The 18,183-nt window shown below is 60.7% G+C and carries 16 protein-coding genes; 8 read left to right on the plus strand and 8 right to left on the minus strand.

Features of this window, described 5'->3' with window-relative positions:
- Window positions 1-264 precede the first annotated feature (264 nt).
- The 4 genes from B5D49_RS13855 to B5D49_RS13870 all read right to left on the minus strand — a co-directional run bounded on the left by B5D49_RS13855 (window position 265) and on the right by B5D49_RS13870 (window position 3,602).
- Window positions 265-741 carry a hypothetical protein gene (locus B5D49_RS13855; protein WP_078718317.1) on the minus strand — a complete coding sequence of 159 codons (477 nt, stop codon included), beginning with the start codon at window positions 739-741 and terminating at the stop codon, window positions 265-267.
- Between the two features lie 68 nt (window positions 742-809).
- Complete coding sequence (locus B5D49_RS13860) at window positions 810-2,111, minus strand: peptidase U32 family protein (RefSeq protein ID WP_078718318.1); 1,302 nt, start codon at window positions 2,109-2,111, stop codon at window positions 810-812.
- Window positions 2,102-2,956 (minus strand): PHP domain-containing protein, encoded by an 855-nt coding sequence (locus tag B5D49_RS13865; RefSeq protein ID WP_078718319.1) that lies wholly within the window; start codon window positions 2,954-2,956, stop codon window positions 2,102-2,104. The genes B5D49_RS13860 and B5D49_RS13865 overlap by 10 nt, the downstream gene beginning before the upstream one ends.
- A 142-nt stretch (window positions 2,957-3,098) precedes the next feature.
- A complete protein-coding gene (locus B5D49_RS13870) occupies window positions 3,099-3,602 on the minus strand; it encodes a hypothetical protein (RefSeq protein ID WP_078718320.1) in 504 nt (167 codons plus the stop codon).
- Between the two features lie 403 nt (window positions 3,603-4,005).
- Between B5D49_RS13870 and B5D49_RS13875 the strand changes: the two genes are divergently transcribed.
- From B5D49_RS13875 to B5D49_RS13890, 4 genes are all read left to right on the plus strand, one after another.
- Complete coding sequence (locus B5D49_RS13875) at window positions 4,006-7,275, plus strand: EAL domain-containing protein (protein ID WP_078718321.1); 3,270 nt, start codon at window positions 4,006-4,008, stop codon at window positions 7,273-7,275.
- Window positions 7,272-7,466 (plus strand): Trm112 family protein, encoded by a 195-nt coding sequence (locus tag B5D49_RS13880; protein WP_078718322.1) that lies wholly within the window; start codon window positions 7,272-7,274, stop codon window positions 7,464-7,466. The genes B5D49_RS13875 and B5D49_RS13880 overlap by 4 nt, the downstream gene beginning before the upstream one ends.
- A gap of 187 nt (window positions 7,467-7,653) precedes the next feature.
- The gene (locus tag B5D49_RS13885; RefSeq protein ID WP_078718323.1) at window positions 7,654-8,067 is read left to right on the plus strand and encodes an Hsp20/alpha crystallin family protein; all 414 of its coding nucleotides are present in this window, start codon (window positions 7,654-7,656) and stop codon (window positions 8,065-8,067) included.
- 100 nt (window positions 8,068-8,167) lie between these two features.
- A complete protein-coding gene (locus tag B5D49_RS13890; RefSeq protein WP_078718324.1) occupies window positions 8,168-8,536 on the plus strand; it encodes an Hsp20/alpha crystallin family protein in 369 nt (122 codons plus the stop codon).
- Window positions 8,537-8,656: 120 nt separating this feature from the next.
- Here B5D49_RS13890 and B5D49_RS13895 read toward each other — a convergent pair whose 3' ends face one another.
- Both B5D49_RS13895 and B5D49_RS13900 read right to left on the minus strand, forming a co-directional pair.
- Window positions 8,657-9,121 (minus strand): MarR family winged helix-turn-helix transcriptional regulator, encoded by a 465-nt coding sequence (locus B5D49_RS13895; protein ID WP_144019518.1) that lies wholly within the window; start codon window positions 9,119-9,121, stop codon window positions 8,657-8,659.
- A gap of 23 nt (window positions 9,122-9,144) precedes the next feature.
- Window positions 9,145-9,666, minus strand: a complete 522-nt coding sequence (locus tag B5D49_RS13900; protein ID WP_159447250.1) for a methyltransferase family protein — start codon at window positions 9,664-9,666, stop codon at window positions 9,145-9,147.
- Window positions 9,667-9,890: 224 nt separating this feature from the next.
- Between B5D49_RS13900 and B5D49_RS13905 the strand changes: the two genes are divergently transcribed.
- Window positions 9,891-10,196 (plus strand): ArsR/SmtB family transcription factor, encoded by a 306-nt coding sequence (locus tag B5D49_RS13905; protein WP_078718327.1) that lies wholly within the window; start codon window positions 9,891-9,893, stop codon window positions 10,194-10,196.
- Window positions 10,197-10,263: 67 nt separating this feature from the next.
- Window positions 10,264-11,328 carry a permease gene (locus tag B5D49_RS13910; RefSeq protein WP_078718332.1) on the plus strand — a complete coding sequence of 355 codons (1,065 nt, stop codon included), beginning with the start codon at window positions 10,264-10,266 and terminating at the stop codon, window positions 11,326-11,328.
- Between the two features lie 115 nt (window positions 11,329-11,443).
- On the opposite strand, the gene B5D49_RS13915 is transcribed toward B5D49_RS13910, so the two are convergent.
- A complete protein-coding gene (locus tag B5D49_RS13915) occupies window positions 11,444-14,587 on the minus strand; it encodes an ATP-binding protein (protein ID WP_159447251.1) in 3,144 nt (1,047 codons plus the stop codon).
- Window positions 14,588-14,704: 117 nt separating this feature from the next.
- Window positions 14,705-15,808, minus strand: coding sequence for an AI-2E family transporter (locus B5D49_RS13920; RefSeq protein ID WP_078718329.1), 1,104 nt, complete (start codon window positions 15,806-15,808; stop codon window positions 14,705-14,707).
- A gap of 192 nt (window positions 15,809-16,000) precedes the next feature.
- Between B5D49_RS13920 and chrA the strand changes: the two genes are divergently transcribed.
- Both chrA and B5D49_RS13930 read left to right on the plus strand, forming a co-directional pair.
- Window positions 16,001-17,188: a chromate efflux transporter gene (gene chrA, locus B5D49_RS13925; RefSeq protein WP_078718330.1), complete on the plus strand. Its 1,188-nt coding sequence runs from the start codon at window positions 16,001-16,003 to the stop codon at window positions 17,186-17,188.
- Window positions 17,189-17,400: 212 nt separating this feature from the next.
- The gene (locus tag B5D49_RS13930; protein WP_078718331.1) at window positions 17,401-18,111 is read left to right on the plus strand and encodes an aspartate/glutamate racemase family protein; all 711 of its coding nucleotides are present in this window, start codon (window positions 17,401-17,403) and stop codon (window positions 18,109-18,111) included.
- Window positions 18,112-18,183: the final 72 nt, after the last annotated feature.

Here is an 18,183-nt window from a genome sequence, read left to right on the forward strand (position 1 = left end):
TTTCCCCCTCCCCAAAAGCAAAGGAACGGCCGAAGCCGTTCCTTTGCTTTTGGGGGCGCACCGTTGCCGCGAGTTTCGGGAGGGCGGAGCCATCCCGGAAATCGCGGCAACATGAGATCGCGCCGCCGCGCTGCTCCGCCTTGCCACTCCCCGGACTCCATCCCACCCCACGCCCCCGGCCGCGCGCAGCGCGAGACCGGTAAATGGGGGTCCAGGGGGCCGCGGGCCTCCTGGCCGCCGGAGGCATGCCTTTTTCTTCCCGGGCTACGGCCGTTTGGGGCGGCCCAGTTCATCCGCAAAATGGTAAAAGTCGAAATTATCCAGAATCTGTCCGTTGAGCAGGACATCGGTAAGTTCGGCTTCTTTGTTTTCCGGGTGGTGCACGAAGCGATATTCCACATCCTGCATTTGACCTTGTTCCGGGTCGTAGATGCGTTGCAGGAGCGCGTGTCCGTTTGTCAGGGGTTTGTAGGCGATTTGGCCCTGTAGTTCGGAGAGCATGTCCACGAGGGGGCGTTTATACTGGACCATGCGTGCTGTCACGCTGCGTGCAGCGAGGAAATCAGCGGGAACGCCGTCTTTTGTAGCCTGTTCGAAAAAGTCGGACTGTCCGGTTTGCAGTGGGATGCTGTTTTGCTGGGTGGCGGCGGCGGAAAGGGGAAGCAGCAGAAGCAACAGGACCGGCACAAGGGCTGTCCATGGTTGGAGCCGGTGGGTTGCGGGGGTATTGTTGCGAGTCATGAGCGGTTTCTCCTTGCGTTGGCGGGCTGTTTTTGGATGCCCTCGAAAAAAAGAAAGTCGGATTCCTGCTAGAGATCAAATGTCCAGGCTTTGCGGAAAAACATGCCTTTGCGCAGTTCGGGCCGGTCGCAGTGCAGCAGAGCCTTTTGACCGGGGTGCACCACGGAGAGCGCTTCGCCCTGTTCGTTTTCCAGGCCGAATTCCTCCACGGCCAGGCCGGGGCGTTCCAGCCCGGGGACGAGCATTTCCACGGCAAAGCCGAGCACGTCCCAGCGGTGTTTTACTTCCACGCGCCAGCGTCCGTTTCCGAGATCAGCCTCAATGCGGGCCAAAACAGGCCGGGCATACTCGGCGGCAGGCGGCTGTGCCAGGGCTGCGTGTTCGCTTTCGTCGAAAAACCCTCGCGAAAGGGGGCGCGACGCCGTATTGACCAGTTCGGCAAGGTAGGTCTCGGGGTGAAAGCGGGACTGGCCTTCGCGCAGGTGGCGCAGGGCCGAGGCATAGGCATCCGTGACCTGTGCGAGATAGGCGGAGCTTTTGTTTCGTCCTTCGATTTTCAGTGCGCAGACGCCCATGCGCCGCATCCAGTCCAGGTAATGCAGCAGGCAAAGGTCTTCCGCGGCGAAAAATTGCGTGAACTGCTCCCCGACGCCGTCGTCCCGTTCTTCCAGCTCCCACATGGGCCGGCCCTTGCGGGTTTCCTCTTCCACGCGCAAACCGGTGACGCGGTAGTCGTAGCGGCAGGGGTGGGAACACTGCCCGGAATTGCCTGGTCGGTCGTTGAGGTAGGCGGACATGTAGCATCTGCCGGAGAGGGCCATGCATTGGGCGCCATGGATAAAGATTTCCACCTCCAGAGGCGGGTCCAGTCGGCGGCAGACGGCAAGCAATTCCTTCAGCTCTTCGGAGCGCATCTCGCGGGCCAGGTTGACGCGGCGTGCGCCTTGGTCGCGCCAGAACAAGGCTGCCTCGCTGTTCATGGTGTTGGCCTGGGTGCTGACGTGCAAGGGGAGTTCGGGCAGGCGTTTGCGCAACCGGCGGATCACGCCGGGATCAGCCGCGATGACGCCGTCGGGTCCGCGTCCCAGGGCATGCAGTTTTTGGAGCATGTCCAGTTGCGTTTCCACGTGGCGGAGTTGCGGTTCCCTGGGGTAGGCGTTGAGCAGATAATAGGCTTTTACGCCGTGGTTTCTGGCATAGGTAAAGGCCTTTTCCAGGTTGGAGTCGTCAAAGCCCGCTCCGGTGCGCAGGTTCAGGGCGTTGCCCCCGAGGTAGACGGCATCGGCGCCGTACAGCACGGCGGTTTCGAGTTTTTCCATGTTGCCGGCGGGAACCAGCAGTTCCGGCTCCCGGGCGGTATTCAGGTCCATAGTCCCCGCTCCCGGCGATGTTTTTTCATTGTGTCGAGCAGTTCGTCGTCCACGTACAAATCCCCTTTGCCGCGTCCCAGGTGGATGCCCGGTTTCACGGAGCCGTGGAAGTCGGAACCGCCGCTGACGAGCAGTCCGAGTTTGTCGGCAAGTCCTCGGTAAGCCCGGCGGATGTCGTTGGGGTGTTCGGTGTAGTAGACTTCCATTCCTTCAAGCCCCAGGTCCATGAGTTCCCGCAGGCGGGTTTCCAGGGCGCTGAGGGGCAGCCCCAGCAGATACGGATGGGCGAGGATGGGGGTGGCTCCTTCGGCGCGGAGCAGTTCCAGCGCTTTGGCCGGAGTCAGCCGGGTGCGCGGCACGTATGCGGCGCCGTCGTTGCCGAGGTATTTGGCAAAAGCTTCGGTCACGGTGGGAACGGCTTTTTTGGCTACCAGGGCTTGGGCCATGTGCGGGCGGCCGACGGTTCCACCGGCCAGCGCCTTGACCTCGTCGTAGGTGATGTCCAGGCCGAGTGCATTGAGTTTGGCGATGATCTTATGGTTCCGGTTGCCCCGCTCCTGGATGACGAAATTAAGGGATTCACGCAGGTTGGGAGATTCCGGCTTGAGCCAGAGTCCCACGATGTGCATGGACTGTTTGCCTTCGCCCACGGAGAGTTCGCATCCGGGAATAACTTGCTGATCCAGCTCTTTCCCGGCGTCCAATGCTTCCTGCAGGCCGTCCAGGGTGTCGTGGTCGGTGACGGCCACGGCCGTGAGCTTGGTTTTTTTGGCCAGGGCCACCAGCTCACGGGGGGTGAGGGTTCCGTCGGAGGCCGTGGTATGGGTGTGCAGGTCAATGGTCATGAAGGATCCTTGGCAATGGGTTGGAGGAAGGTAAGGATCAGGGAGTGCCTTTCTTCCGAGAGGCGGATGAAAAGAGCCGATCCCAGTGTTCCGGAGATTGGAATACAACATGCCCGGGGGCAAGGGCAAGGACCGAAGGCCTTCAGCGCAGGGCGGAGCGTTTGGCGGGGCCGCGGGCCAGGCGGGCCAGGAACATGAGCGCCGCGCCGAGAACAATGCACGCGATGCCCGTTGCTTCCGTGAGATGTTGATAGATGGAGGGCAAGGTGTTGAACAGGCGGGTAACGGTCTCGAATCCGGGAAGTTGCAGACCGGTAAAGGCCAGCCCGTGCGCAGCGGCCAGACTCAGCGCGGGCAGGAGAAAGAGCAGGGTGCCGATGCCGCCGTTCCGGTTCAGCGGCTTGATCATGCAATAGAGAAACGAGAGTACCGCGCCCAGTCCTGGCAGGAGGATCAAGGCTGCGGCCAGGGCCAGCGGCAGGTTGTCAACGCTGATGTCCGTGGACAGGGTTTGCAGGATGGTGAGGGAGGTGGCGAGGTAGTCAAATCCGGTGGCAGGGCCGGTCGTGGCGGGAAGCCAGGGCAGAAAGTAGCCGGCAACGACAAGCAGGCATCCAAGAACGATCCATCGTTTGTATCCGTCCATGCGCAGGCTCCTTTCCTCCGTGGCCCCGTACCCAGTGCCTGGAGTATGCAAGCTCAGGGTATGTTTTTTTTGTATAACGGTCAATCCCGGTTTGGGCGGCAAGCACTGCCATGATGAATTTAACGCGCTGAAAAAAAGGAATTTTAGAAGTGTAAATCGAAAAGTTTTCGGTAAGTTTCTAAGCGCGTCCGGGTATGCATGCCGGGGCTTGGGCCGATGTCTGTGGAGCGGGTGACAAACCCAAAATGATGCCGAACAGGGCATGGCACGGCATGAAAAGATGCGCCATGGCGGAAACCAGAACCCAAAAAAGGGAGAAATGCTGAAATATTCCGCTTGCCCTCGGACGAGCGCTCGGCTAATTTGATACAGTCGGCAAAGCAATGCTGGCAACGGACAGACCATGAAGCAACCGTACGATTCCACCTCCCGGCCCGTGACCCGACACTGGCGCCTGATTTTGCCCATGCTGCTGACAGTGGGGTTGTTCTTCGGTGCCATGCATTTGTTCTTTTTGCCCGCGCTGGAAGAAAGCCATGTGGAACAAAGCCGGGAGGCCTGCCGAAAGCTGACCCAGGCCGCTCACGCCGTGCTCGTTTCCTACGGCCGTCTGGAACAGACCGGGCGCCTCAGCCCCACAGAGGCGCGCGAGGCCGCCCGCCGCCAAATCCGCAGCATGCGCTACGGACCCAACGACGAACACTATTTTTGGATCAGCGACATGAACGCCCGGCTGGTCATGCACCCCTACCGTGCGGAACTGGAGGGACAGGATCTTTCCGAGTTCAGCGACGACCAGGGCACCCGTCTTTTTCAGCGCTTTGCGGATGTGGCCCGGGAGCAGGGCCAGGGATTCGTGGCGTATCGCTGGCAATGGAACAACGAATCCGAGCGGGTGGTGGACAAGGTTTCCTACGTCAAAGCGTACGCCCCCTGGGGCTGGATCGTGGGTACGGGCGTTTACCTGGACGACATTCAGGCCCAGATTGCGGCCCACCACCGGGGACTACTCTATGTGACGCTGGTTATTCTCACCGTTGGGTTGGGGTTCACCGGATACATTGCGCTCCAGGCCCGCCGGGTGCAACGCCGCGAACGGCGCGACGCGAAACAGCGGGAGTCGTTGCTGCGCGCTCTGGGTGAGCAGGAACGACTCTACCGCAGTCTGGTGGACAACATCACCACGGGCGTGGCCCTGCTGGACTCCTCCCTGAACGTCAAGGCAGTGAACCGGCAGATGCTGCAATGGTTCCCCATGCTGGAAGCGGAGGGGTACCCGCCCTGCGGCACGGGAAAGCCCCTGAGCGGTGCCATGTGCGAAACCTGCGTGGTCCGTGAGACGTTTCAGGACGGGGAAAATCATGAGCGGGTCGGAACATTGCGCGTCCAGGGCCGGGAGCGTCGCTTTCGGGTCATTGCCAGTCCGGTGCGGGATATCTCCGGGGAAATCGGGTCCGTTATTGAGATGTTCGAGGACATCACGGATCGGTTGGAAGCCGAAGAGGAAACCCGCCGCGCCGAGGAGCGCTATCGCGGTATTTTTGAAAACGCGGTGGAAGGACTGTTCCAGCTGTCGCCCGAGGGCCGGTTTCTGACCGTGAACCCGGCCATGGCATCCATGGTGGGACGTCGGGATGCCGAGGACATGTTGCGGCATGTGCCGAGCGTGGACCAAGGTTTTTTCACGGTTCCCGAGGTGCGGGACGCATTTTTGGATGCGCTGGAAGAGCGGGACAGGGTTTCCGGGTTTGAGGCCATGGTCCGGCAATCGGACGGCAACGTGGTCTGGTTGTCGCTCAGCGCGCGCGTGGTGCGCGACGAGGCGGGCAGTCCGCTCCGGTACGAAGGTTCGGCCATGGATGTGACGCAGCGGCGCATGGCCGAGTTGGAGGCGGCGAGCCAGCGCGCCCATTTCCAGCAGTTGTTTGAGCGCTCGCCCTTGGGCATTTTGCTGGTGGACGAGGACGGGCTGATTCTGGACGCCAATCCAGGCTTTACCGAGATGTTCGGACACGAAATCGAGGCATTGCGCGGGGGGCGGGCGCGGCTGCTCCTGGTGCCGGAAAAATTATATAACGAAAGCAAGGCGTTTCAGGACAGCATTTTTCGCGGCCGCAGCGTACACAAGGAAACCACGCGCCGCCACGCCTCGGGCAAGGATGTCCCGGTTTCCGTGGTGGGGTATCCCTTTTTGCGCGACGGCGAACCGGCCGGAGCCTATTACATTTATCAGGACATTACCGAACGAAAGAGCTTTGAGCGGCAATTGGCGCATCAGGCCTTCCATGACGCCCTGACCGCCTTGCCCAACCGGTCCCTGTATATGGAACGCCTCGCGCATGCCCTGGAGCGCCGCAAACGTCGTGAGGATTATCACTTCGCGGCACTGATGATCGACCTGAACCGCTTCAAGCGCATCAACGACACCCATGGTCACCAAGCCGGGGACCAGCTGCTGGTGAGTACGGGCCTGCGCCTGCTTTCCTGCATCCGCACCGTGGACACCGTGGCCCGCCTGGGCGGGGACGAATTCGCGGTGCTGCTGGAGGAGTTCGACAGCCCCCGGGAAGTGATCCAGGTGACGGATCGGATCACCAAGCTGCTTGATGAACCGGTGGTGCTGGACGGCCAGGAAATGCATACCGGCGCCAGCATCGGCATTGTGTTGGATACCAGGGGGTACGAACGGGCCGAGGATATTCTGCGCGATGCGGATATTGCCATGTATCAGGCCAAGGAGCGCAACCGTCCCCGGCTGGTGTTCAACCGGCGCATGCATGCCCAGGCCGCCCGGCTCGGCCGGTTGGAAGCGGAAATGCGTCGTGATCTTGACGACGGGCGTTTCGTGCTGCACTACCAGCCCATCTATTCGGCAACCGACGGGGCGTTGCAGGGATTCGAGGCGCTGGCCCGCTGGGAGCATCCCGAGCGGGGGCTGCTCGGGCCGCAGGAGTTCATCCCCCTGGCCGAGGAAACCGGGCTGATCATTCCCCTGGGCCGATGGGTGATCCGGGAGGCCTGCCGTCAGATGGCCTCCTGGCGGAGCGGAGCCACCTGCGGCGACGATGTGAGCATGAGCGTGAATATTTCTGCCCGGCAGTTTTCCCAGCCCGACCTGGTGGAATTCATTCGTGAGACATTGGAGCGCGAGGGGCTTTCGCCCTGTTTCCTCAAGCTGGAGATTACGGAGAGCGTGCTCATGCGCGAGGCGGACGCGGCAGCGGCCAAGCTGCGGCGGCTCAAAGAGCTGGGAATCAAGCTCATGATCGACGATTTCGGCACGGGATATTCCTCGCTTTCCTATTTGCAGCGATTCCCGGTGGACTATTTGAAGATCGACCGATCCTTTATCAGCGGTGATCAGAATGAGGAAGAAAGCCGCAAGATCGTGAGCACGATTATTTCCCTGGCCCGCAATCTGGGGCTTCGCGTGGTGGCCGAGGGCGTGGAGGAACAGGATCAGTTCCAGATGCTCCGGAACATGCAGTGCGACGATGTGCAGGGCTTTATGTTTTCCCGGCCCGTGGAAAGCCCCAAGGCCCAGGATCTTTTGGAGAGCTATATCGAGTGCCTCAGAAAAACGGACCACGAGGGAACAGACGATCCCGTGGACACCGAATCACCAGAGGCCGTGCATACGAAGGATGATGATCAATCCGAGGAGCCGTCATGAGTTTGAATCAGGAATTGTTGGAGTTGCTGGTCTGTCCGGAATGCAAGGGACCGTTGACCCCCTGCCCGAAGCAGGACGGTCTGCGCTGCCCTGAATGTATGGGCGTGTATCCCGTGCGGGAGGATATCCCGGTCATGCTCGTGGAGGAGCGTATTCCGGATGAGCAGTGGGAAGGCAGCCGGGAGAGCTGACGTTTTGTAGGCGGCGCTTCGCAAGCGACACGCTGCGGACTGAGCCGATTGCGGATTGGGAACACGCTTCCGGTCCTGCTACATCGCCTTCCTTTGGGGAGGCGATTTTTTTTACACACCCCCTGTTGACAACTTGTCGGGCGTGTCTACTTTGTATCCCAGGCAACCGCAACAAAGGAGGTTTGACATGATGTTGGACTTCAATACGTTATACCCGTATTCCGGTCGTTGGGACCGGCTGTTCGACGACCTGATCAAAAGCACGGCCCCGGAGTACCGGCGCATGGCCTATCCGCCCCTGAACATCAGCGAGGATGAGCAGGCATTGCATGTGCGCTGCCAGGTTCCGGGCATGAGCATGGACGACCTGGAGCTGACCCTTACGGACAAGAGTCTGGTGATCAAGGGAGAGCGCCGGGCCGAGGAAGGCAAGTTCTATCGGCAGGAGCGGCCCGTGGGTACTTTTCAGCGCGTGGTGCGGCTCAATGTCCCGGTGGACCGCGAGAAGATCAAGGCCACCCTCAGGGACGGCGTGCTCACCGTAACGCTGCCACGTGCGGAAGAGGCGCGTCCGCGCCGCATCAGCATTGAAGCGTCCTGAGTCCATTCCCAGAACCCCTAGTTTTCGACGGTGCCGGAGCGCGGCGGGCAGAAAAGTCTCCCGGCCCGGTACAGCCGTCGTCCATCTCGGGAGGTGCGATATGCAGAACGAAGTGAAAGCCAGAGAGGAAAAACCGTTGCAAAAGATCCGTCCGGCCACGGACATCCTGGAACGCGAGGACGGGTATCATGTGTTCATGGATATTCCGGGCGTACGCCGGGAAGATTTGGTATTGGATCTCCAGGACAATGAGCTGGCCGTGAGCGCCAAAACCGCGGAGATCGGTTCGCAGGAAGAACGGTATGCGGATGTGGAATTCGGCCCTGTGGAATACTCCAGGGTGATTTCCGTCTCCGACCTGGTGGACAAGGAAGGAATCAAAGCAAATCTGACCAATGGAGTGCTCTCGCTGCATCTGCCCAAGGCGGAAAAGGCGCTCCCGAAAAAGATCGAAATTCAGGCAGGCTAAACCGCCGCCAAACCATCCCCCTTCATTCCTCATCGACGAATGTTCGAGGCTCCGCACGGAGCCTCGAACTGTTTTCCACAGGTAGCAAGCGTTGACCCGGCCCTGACTTCGGCAAACGGCTCAATCCCCGGCAGGGGACCGGTTCCGAATCTGTGTGGTCAGAATGTGAAGCAGGCGGGTGGCGGCTCGGATTTCGTCACGATCCGCATGGGGCAGCGCCCGGGCAATGAGGCTGTTTTCCTGGGCGCGAAAGGCGTTACGAGCCGCGATTCCCTGCTGCGTACAAGATGCCAGCTTAGAAGTTTTATGACGGGGATTATCCATAAATTCAATGTACTGATCTGTGCAAAGTTCGTTGCATGTTTTGAGAACGAACTGTCGGGAAACATTCAGAGCCCGCGCCAGGTCCGGTACGGTGGCCGGTCCTTCCTCGGCTAGAGTGCGAAGTATCCGCGCCTTGGGCGTGCTCAATCCAGCCTGGACATGCGTCTGCTCCATGACCTGCTCCAACACGTCGCGGAGAAGGAAAACTTCCCGAAACAAATCGTGCAGTTCTTTGCCCCGTTCCCGATCAATTCCATCCATGGGTACCCGTCCTTCCGTCACCGCTACAACCACCTTCGCACAGCGTCACAATAGGCCGCATAGGCTTCCCCGAAACGCGCCAGCATGTAGGTTTCTTCCTTCGGCACCACGTACAGCGCAAGAAAGCCGCCCAACGGCAGCCAGCTTGCCGCCATCCAAAGGCTGTTCGCGCAGAGGGCCAGCCCCAGATACAATGCGGAACCGCCCACATACATGGGATTGCGACTGTACCGGTACGCGCCGCCGCGCACAAGGCGCTTGGCCGGAAGGTTGGTGCGGACATTGGTGCCGAGCCGTTTGAATCGTTCGTGGCCGTACATCATGAATGTGAAGCCGGCTCCCCCCAGGGCAACGCCCAGGCCAAGGCGCCAGGCCGCCGTCATGGAAAAGGACGTGGGAAGCAGCCACTCCAGACCGATTCCCAGGAGCAGACAACAATAAAAGACCGTGGGCGGCATGATTTTTATTCCGGGAGATTTGGGCGTTTTCCTGGCAGCAAAATCGGAATTCCGGTTCAGACCGTTTTGTATGGTCTCGTCCTGCATGGCGATTCTCCTTGTTGTGTGGTGATTGCGCTTCCGGTCCATGAAGGTCCGGCTCGACATGCTGGTTGTTTCAAATGACAAGCAGGTTGTCAAGATGAAAATTAAGTTGTCAAAAAAACCATTGCCAAGACGTGCCAATTTGTCTATTTGGCAAAATATGCAAATAAGGCTGCGGCAGCAAAACAGTTGCAGCAGAGAAAACATTGACGAACCGGAGGACAACAATGGAGCGGCAGGCAGCGGCTTTCAAGGCGCTGGGGCATCCGGCCCGTTTACGCATGGTGCGTGCGCTGGGCGGGGGAGAACAATGCGTCTGCGCGTTACGCGATGTCGTGGGGCTGGATATGTCCACGGTGTCACGGCATCTGGGCGTGTTGCGCAGTGCCGGTATCGTGGAAGGCGAAAAGCGCGGAACCTGGATGTACTATCGGCTTCGATTGCCGTGTGTGATCGGTTTTCTGCAATGCCTGGAGTTGCAATTGTCACCGGATTCCGAGAGGGGAGGCGACCATGCAGGACTTGATGGATGATTTGAACCGGCAGGCGCGGGAGACGGGCAACCCGTCCCCCAAACCCGAAACCGGGGGGTGCGCTTGTATGGACGCCGGGTCCGCGCCGAGGCAACCCGGCGCGGACCGCTTGGGATTGCGCGGCCGATTGCTTTTTCTGGTGTTGGGCTTGGGGCTGTGGGTTCCGGTTTACATGTATCTGGAGCCTTTTGCCCGCTGGTTCACCACCCGGGTGCTCGGCTTGCAGACGAGCACTCCGCTGGGCGAGTCCGTGCGGTTTTTTGTCTACGATACGCCCAAAGTTTTTTTGTTGTTGGTGCTCATCGTATACGGCGTGGGCGTGCTGCGGACGTTCTTTACGCCCGAGGCCACGCGCCGTGTGTTGGCGGGGCGTACCGAGGTGGTGGGCAATGTGCTGGCCGCCGGCCTGGGCGTACTTACGCCGTTTTGTTCCTGTTCCGCGGTGCCGTTGTTCGTGGGCTTTGTCACGGCCGGGGTGCCGCTGGGCGTGACCTTTTCCTTCTTGATCAGCGCGCCCATGGTCAATGAAGTGGCCCTGGCCATGCTCCTGGGCATGTTCGGGTGGCGGGTGGCCCTGCTCTACGCCGGAACCGGATTGGTTTTGGCTGTGATCGCGGGATTTGTCATCGGGCGGTTGCGGCTGGAGGGCTGGTTGCAGCCCTGGGTGCGCAAGCAACTGGCCATGAATGGCGGTCCCGGCGCGCAACGTCGGCCCGATTGGTCCGAACGCATCGACGCAGGTATTGGTGCCGTGCGGGAAATCGTGGGCCGGGTCTGGCTGTACGTGGTCCTGGGCATTGGTGTGGGCGCGGTGATCCACGGGTATGTTCCCGAAGATTTCATGGCCGGGTTGATGGGGCGCTCCGCGTGGTGGTCGGTGCCGGCGGCCGTGGTCATGGGCATTCCCATGTATACCAATGCCGCGGGAGTGATTCCCGTGCTGGAGGCGCTCATTGGCAAGGGGGCGGCCCTGGGGACGGCGCTGGCCTTTATGATGAGCGTGATTGCCTTGTCGCTGCCGGAAATGCTGATCCTTCGCCGGGTTCTTACGGGCCGGTTGCTGGCCGTGTTCGTGTCCGTGGTGGGGGGCGGCATCCTGCTGGTGGGCTGGCTCTTCAACGCCGTGTTGTAGCGCGCTGGCCCGGGGGCTGCACGCTCCGGCAGGAATACCGGGAAAAACAAGAGAACAAAAAAAGCGGAACAGCTTGCCAGTTGCTCCGCTTTTTTTATGGGTCTGATTCGGTCGTTTATTGCCGCTGCCGGGCAGGGCGCAGCACGTCCTGTACGGTCTTGATCAGGGTGGTGTTGTCCAAAGGTTTGGCAAGGTAGCGCGTGGCTCCGGCCTCCAGGAAGCGTTCCTTGTCCCCGGGCATGGCATGGGCCGTCACCGCCAGCACGGGAATTTCGGACAGGTGGCCGAAGGCCGGATCGTTCCGCAGGGTATGGAGCACTTCCTCCCCGCTCATGCGCGGCATTTGAATGTCCAGGATCACGATGTCACAGGCTTGTTTGCGCAGCAGTTCCAAGGCCTCGTCCCCGTCCTCGGCGTCCAGCACCTCCATGCCGAGTTTGGAGAGCAGCCGACGGAGCACGAATCGGTTGATCTCATCGTCCTCCGCCACCAGGGCGCGTCCGCCCTGGCAGTGCTCGCAGGAGGGGGCGGTTTCATGTTGCTCCGGGCAGCGGCGGTCCGCTTCGGGCAGGGCGAAGGGCAGGCTGCAATAAAAGGCCGACCCTTTGCCTGGCTCGCTTTCCACGGCCAGGTTGCCGTCCATGAGGGTGACGATGCGCTTGACGATGGGCAGCCCCAGCCCGGCACCCTGGTAGGAGCGGCGGTACGTGCCGTCCACCTGGGTGAAGACCTGGAAGACATGGTCGATCTGTTCATCGGCAATTCCGATGCCCGTGTCGGTCACGCAGAAGAGCAGGCGAACGCCCTCGGGGGATTCGCTTTGCAGGCTGACGGTGAGGCGCACGCCGCCCTTGCGGGTGAATTTAACCGCGTTGCCCACCAGGTTGAACAACACCTGCCGCAACCGGGTGGAGTCGCCCACCAGCAGATCGGGCAGGTTCGGTTGTTGTTGGAAATCCAGATACAACCCTTTGTTCGTGGCCCGGTCCTCAAAGAGAACACGAACGTCCTCCAAGGCCTCCTGCAAAGGGAACACCTCGGAGCGGATGGGCAGGCGTCCGGCCTCGATCTTGCTCACGTCCAGAATGTCCGTAAGCAGGTTGGTGAGCCGCATGCAGGACTGCTTGGCCGCGAGCACATATTCGCTCTGATGTTCATCCAACTCGGAGAGATCCAGCAGTTGGAGCATGCCCATGACCCCGTTGAGCGGAGTGCGGATTTCATGGCTCATGTTGGCCAGAAATTCGGATTTGGCCTGGTTTGCGGATTCCGCCTGGTCCTTGGCCCGGATCAGTTCCTCATGGGTCCGGCGCACGTCCGTGACATCGCGCAACACTGCGGCCACCCGGGGATTGCGTCCGTTTTCTCCGGGAATATAGCTGTATGTGGCCTCCAGATCCCGTTTGCCCAGGTAGGAGTATTCCAGATTCAGATCAAAGCGCAGGTGTTCCCCGGACAGGCAGCGTTCTAACCGGGGCAGAACCTGCTGGTAGACATCTTCGCCGAGCACTTCACGCATGTGGCGGCCCATCACCTGGTGCCGCTCCATCCCACGCTGGGCGAGCATAGCCGCGTTGACCATGCGGTAGCGATGGTCCGCACCCACCACGCCCATGATTTCCTGGGAGTGTTCCACCAGAGCGCAATAATCCTGAAGGGTCCGCTCATCCAGTTTGCGCTGGGTTACGTCTTCCACGATGACGATAACCCGGCTCGGCGAGTGCAGGTCCAGGGGTTCGAAAAGCATGCGCAAATGCCGCGTGCGGCCGCCCAGGGCCGAGGTGTAGGGCGCTTCAAAAAAGGTATGCCTGCCCTCAAGCGCCTGGCTCAAGGCTTTGCGGACGTCCGGGTGGGTTGTCTTGTTTAGTGCGTCAAAGCCGATCAACGCGTCCATGGGAGCGCCCATGAGCCGCGCAAACTCGGAATTGCATTGCTTGATGCGTCCGTCCGGGCAGACAAGCACCAACCCCATGGGAGAGTGCTCGAACACGGCCCGATACCGCTCCTCGTTTTCCTGCAGCGCGGCCTGCTGGGTATGCAGTCGGCGGCGGCTTTGAAACAGCGCCCCCATGATCAAGCCTTGAATGACAATGATGGTCAGCCCGATAATCAGAGGCCAGAAGTATGTGTCGGTCAGAGACGGGGAGCGGTACAGCCGTTCCGCGTCGGTCGGCAGCAGGGTGACCGGGATATCCAGGCGGTCCAGCTCGCGCTGGTCAAATACGAAGCGATTGGCTTCGTCGCCGGGCAGGACCGGAATATCGGACGGACGTTCTCCGTGCAGGATGCGCAGGACCATGGTTCCGGCAAGCCGTCCCTGCTCGAATTGGCGGACGAGCTTGCCGCCGAGGATGCCGTCGCCCATGCCGTGCTCCCAAAGGTGGAGTACCGGTGCTTGGCAGTGTTCAAGAATCAGGTCAAGGCTCTGGTCAAAGGCCAGGGTACGGCCGGTGGTGTCCCGGTAGGGGGAGAGCAGCAGCAAGGCACCCGTGGCCGGATCGATCGTTGAAAGCTGCTCCATGGCCTGATCCCAGGTCAGCCTGTTCAGATCGACAGGCTGCAGGGTCAGCCCCAGGGATTCGATTTGCGGGGCCAGATCCAGGGTTTTGTCCATGTCCACACGCCCGGTGTTGGTGGCGTCGCTGAGCACGTAAATCGTGTCCAGGTCCGGGAGCATGCGGGCTGCGGTTTGTACCGTCGGCAGGATGGAAGCGGCCTCACGTACCCCTGTGATGTTGGGAAGGTCCGCAGCGGTTTGCGCACGCCGGGCGTTGTTCACGCCGAAGAAAACCACGGGCGTGTCGCCAAAGAGAGCGGTCCCGTAATCAAGCATGAATTGCAGGGCGTTGTCGTCAGCCGTGGCCACCACGTCATAGGGCGGCAGTTGGGACAATTTGTGCTGCAACAGGGTGTGGAAAGTCTCCAGGTTTTTCTGGTCGGGAAAGCGCTTGGAGTCCATGAATTCCACGTCCAGACGCACGTCCTGGTCGGGCAGAGCTTCCCGCAGTCCATCGATTTGCTGATAGAATGTAGGATAGTCGGGGTGATAGGAACTGATCAGCAGAACCCGGTAGGTTTTGGCGGCCAGGGCCGTATGCGCATGGCCGGACTCCGGGACGGTGGCAGGGGCTGCCAGCGCGGCCATGACCAGCAAGCCGGGCAAAAAAGCCGAGGCTGAACCGCAGCGTTTTTCCCTGGTGCGGCAGGCCCACACAGCACGGAGTATGCGATTCAAAGACGAAAGTATTGAAGCAAACACGAATGTATCCTTACCTTTGGCTGTGCCATGCTTCCGGGTGGAGCTGCCTTTGCCCGGAGACGATCCGGACAACATCATACAGGAAATATCAAGGCTCTGCCAAGCTCGTTCCCATTTTCACGAATCGTATTCCCGCCGCATGAGTCGCCGCCACCACGTCAGGCAAAGAACCGTCATGGGCAGAGCGATGAGCAAACCAAGAAAGCCCAGGAGCTGGCCCCAGATGGAAAGGGAGAGCAGAATAACCCAGGGGGACAGTCCCATTTGGCGCCCCATGATGCGCGGTATCAGCACCAGATCCTGCAGCGCCTGCACCACGGCGAACACCGCGGCCACAGGCAAAAACGCCTCCCAAAAGCCAAGACCCTGCTCCAGCGCCTGGAGTACGGCCATGGCAAAGGCCGGAACCATGCCTAAAATTTGCAAATAGGGGACGATGTTCAGCAAGCCGATGAACAGCCCCAGCAAAACGCCCAGGGGCAGGCCGATGAGCGCAAAGCCCGTGGCAAAGAGAATACCCACAAGGCCCGCCACCAGGGTTTGCCCCCGGAAATAGCGACGCATACCGTCTTCGAATTCGTCCACGGTGGTGCGTACGCTTTCGCGCCATTGAGGGGGGATCATGTCCAGCCAGGTTCCGCGCAACCGGTCGAAATCCAGCAACAGGAACAGGGCGTACAAGGCGATGATCAGCAGCCCGAACAGGGCCAGCACAGCTTGCCACGCCCCGGCAACCACATCCCAAAGGCCGGGAAGAAGATAGGCTGCCATTTGTTTGCCCACGTCCAGCAGTCCGTCCGAAGTGAGGAACCGGCGGACCTCCTCACGTTGGAGCAATTCCCGCGCCGCCTGCCAAAGATCGGGCGGGAGCCGCTGCGCGGCAGCCTGCGCCAGTTTCGAATCCCCGGCAAAATTGGCGACCACACGCCCCATGTGGGAAAGCTCGGCCGTGACAACGGGCAACACGAACCAGAGCGCCAACCCCGCCAGAATCAGGGATCCGAGCAGCGTCAGGACCACGGCCGGGCCGCGCCGACCCTTGAATCGGCGTTGCAGCATGCTCGCCGCAGGATCAAGCAGATAGGCCAGCACCAGGGCCACGGCAAAGGGAAGGAGCGCTCCGCTGAGATGATCCAGCAGACGGACGGCCGCCCAAATTAATCCCCCGGCCAGAGCCAGGCGAACAACGCGGTCAAAGGTGAACGGCTTGTTCGTGATCATCAAGGCTCCTGTGGTTGAGAGGTGGCTGATCACCAAAGAAAAAACAGTAGCGGTTTGCCGCGTGTGGTGCAAATAGGGCAAGCGCTGGAATTATCGGGAGCAGGATACAAGATTGAGTAAATTTTGTCTATAGCGTCTTTGCTTTAGAAAGAGATGGGTTGACGAATGGCAACGTCCATAGTCAGATGCGCCATGCAAGAACACCTTGATGCAACGGACTGCCGGAATGTTCGCCCCGGACTCTTGGAACTGTTTGCGGCCTTGTTGCGGCTGGGCTGTACCGCATTTGGCGGCCCTGCCATGGTGCCGCATATCCGGCGGTTGGCCGTTGAACGCAAGGGCTGGCTCCAGGAGTCCCAGTTTCGGCTGGGCATGGCTGTTTGCCAAGTGATTCCCGGGGCGACCGCCATGCAGGTGGCCGCCTATGTGGGCCTGCGGGCCAGGGGCGGACTCGGCGCACTGATGGCCTACCTGGGCTTCGGGCTGCCCGCGTTCCTGTTCATGCTCGGTCTGAGCGTGGTCTATTTCCAGTCCCGTGATCTGGCTGCGGTGCAGTCCGCATTCGCGGGATTGAACATCGTGGTGGCCGCCCTGGTGGTGGATGCGGCCTGGAATTTTTCCTCCCGCTATCTGGAGCGCCCCATCCATGTGCTCCTGGCTCTGGCCACGGGAGCCTGGCTCGGGCTGGGCGGCAATCCCATTTGGGCGCTGGTGCTTTGCTGCGCTCTGGCCGTGCTGCTTTTTCGGCAGGAGGACGGCGGCGGAACCACTCCCCGTCCCCACGTTCCTGCCGCGCCCATCGGGGTTGGCCCGGCCGTGGCGTCCCTGCTGTTCATCGTGGCCGGGCTGGGCGCGTTGTATGTCCTGGACCGTCCCCATTTCGACCTGGCATCCATGATGGCCCGCATCGACTGCTTCGCCTTTGGGGGCGGATATGTCTCCCTGCCGCTCATGCTGCACGAGGTCACGTCCCGGGGCATCATGAGCGAATCCATGCTCATGGACGGCATCGCCCTGGGGCAGGTCACCCCCGGTCCCATCGTCATTACCTCCACCTTTGTGGGCTACGCCGTGTCCGGGCTGGTGGGGGCGTTTCTGGCCACGGTGTTTGTCTTTGCGCCGTCTTTTTTCTTTCTGTCCGTGGCAACCGCTGCCGGGGAGCGCCTGTCCGGTTCCGTATGGGCGCGCCGCGCCTTGCGAGGAAGCTTGATCAGTCTTGTGGGACTCATGGCCGCCATGGGCGGACGCTTTCTCGCCGCCGTCCCCTGGGGACCGTGGGAGGCGGTGGTTGCTCTGGCCGCTTTCACGGCCCTGCGTTGCAAGGTGGATGTCCTCTGGGTCGTTCTTGTGGGCGCGGCACTGTCCGCCCTGGTGCTCTAGCCTTTCCAAGGCGATTTTGTCCGTCCAGTGGAGCTGCTTGCTGTACGCTCCTGACCGGTTGGAACCGGATCGAGCGAAATATTGATGCGGCGACATGGCATTTTCTTGCGCATCCTCTCAAAAAAAGACAAAAATAGAGTTCACTCGGAACGCTGTGTGTTCCTTTGGTCCTTTTTACTGCCTAGGGCAGGAACCAACCGTGGAGAGCCATAATGAAAATCATGGGGCTTTTGGGGGGCATGAGCTGGGAGTCCACTGCTGAGTATTATCGAATTCTCAACCAGGAAACAGCCCGCAGACGGGGAGGACTCGCCAGCACCCCGCTCCTGCTGCGGTCCGTGGATTTTCAAGAGGCGCACAACTATCTTGAGCAGGAGGAATGGGCGACCATTGCCGCGCATCTGGGATGGCTGGGACGTGGATTGCGGCTCGCAGGGGCCGACTTTCTGGTCATCTGCACCAACACCATGCACCGCGTGGCCGAGGAAATAGCCCTGGCCGCGGAACTGCCCCTGCTGCACATCGGGGACGCCACCCTGGAGTATGTCCGTGGGCAGGGCATGGACCGCGTGGGCTTGCTCGGCACCATTCCCACCATGGAGCAACCCTTTCTCCGGGAGCGGTTGGCCCAAGGCGGTGTGGAAACCCTGGTCCCCGATGAAAAGGATCGGGCGCTCCTGCACCACGCCATTTTTCAGGAATTGTGCAAGGGGATTTTCAAGGAATCCTCACGAAATGAATTTGTGCGCATCAGCAACGAGTTGGCTCGCAACGGTGCCCAGAGCGTGATTATGGGGTGTACGGAAATCCCCCTGCTGCTGCGGCCCGATGATGTGGACGTGCCGTTGGTGGATACCACCCGGGTACACGCCCTCGCTGCTTTGGATCGCGCCGGGATCGTGGATCCGGAAAAAGGAAAATAGGGGAGAGAGGGGAAAGAGGCCTTCGGCGACCAGGGGGAAAACCTTTCTGAAGAAAGGTTCTTCCCCCTGGAC

This window comes from Paucidesulfovibrio gracilis DSM 16080, from assembly GCF_900167125.1.
Taxonomy (GTDB): Bacteria; Desulfobacterota; Desulfovibrionia; order Desulfovibrionales; family Desulfovibrionaceae; genus Paucidesulfovibrio; species Paucidesulfovibrio gracilis.

Excerpts from the sequence above, each read along its gene's own strand:
- B5D49_RS13855 (WP_078718317.1), bottom strand. The coding sequence starts at position 741 with ATGACTCGCAACAATACCCCCGCAACCCACCGGCTCCAACCATGGACA.
- B5D49_RS13860 (WP_078718318.1), bottom strand. The coding sequence starts at position 2,111 with ATGGACCTGAATACCGCCCGGGAGCCGGAACTGCTGGTTCCCGCCGGC.
- B5D49_RS13865 (WP_078718319.1), bottom strand. The coding sequence starts at position 2,956 with ATGACCATTGACCTGCACACCCATACCACGGCCTCCGACGGAACCCTC.
- B5D49_RS13870 (WP_078718320.1), bottom strand. The coding sequence starts at position 3,602 with ATGGACGGATACAAACGATGGATCGTTCTTGGATGCCTGCTTGTCGTT.
- B5D49_RS13875 (WP_078718321.1), top strand. The coding sequence starts at position 4,006 with ATGAAGCAACCGTACGATTCCACCTCCCGGCCCGTGACCCGACACTGG.
- B5D49_RS13880 (WP_078718322.1), top strand. The coding sequence starts at position 7,272 with ATGAGTTTGAATCAGGAATTGTTGGAGTTGCTGGTCTGTCCGGAATGC.
- B5D49_RS13885 (WP_078718323.1), top strand. The coding sequence starts at position 7,654 with ATGATGTTGGACTTCAATACGTTATACCCGTATTCCGGTCGTTGGGAC.
- B5D49_RS13890 (WP_078718324.1), top strand. The coding sequence starts at position 8,168 with ATGCAGAACGAAGTGAAAGCCAGAGAGGAAAAACCGTTGCAAAAGATC.
- B5D49_RS13895 (WP_144019518.1), bottom strand. The coding sequence starts at position 9,121 with ATGGATGGAATTGATCGGGAACGGGGCAAAGAACTGCACGATTTGTTT.
- B5D49_RS13900 (WP_159447250.1), bottom strand. The coding sequence starts at position 9,666 with ATGCAGGACGAGACCATACAAAACGGTCTGAACCGGAATTCCGATTTT.
- B5D49_RS13905 (WP_078718327.1), top strand. The coding sequence starts at position 9,891 with ATGGAGCGGCAGGCAGCGGCTTTCAAGGCGCTGGGGCATCCGGCCCGT.
- B5D49_RS13910 (WP_078718332.1), top strand. The coding sequence starts at position 10,264 with ATGGACGCCGGGTCCGCGCCGAGGCAACCCGGCGCGGACCGCTTGGGA.
- B5D49_RS13920 (WP_078718329.1), bottom strand. The coding sequence starts at position 15,808 with ATGATCACGAACAAGCCGTTCACCTTTGACCGCGTTGTTCGCCTGGCT.
- chrA (WP_078718330.1), top strand. The coding sequence starts at position 16,001 with ATGCAAGAACACCTTGATGCAACGGACTGCCGGAATGTTCGCCCCGGA.
- B5D49_RS13930 (WP_078718331.1), top strand. The coding sequence starts at position 17,401 with ATGAAAATCATGGGGCTTTTGGGGGGCATGAGCTGGGAGTCCACTGCT.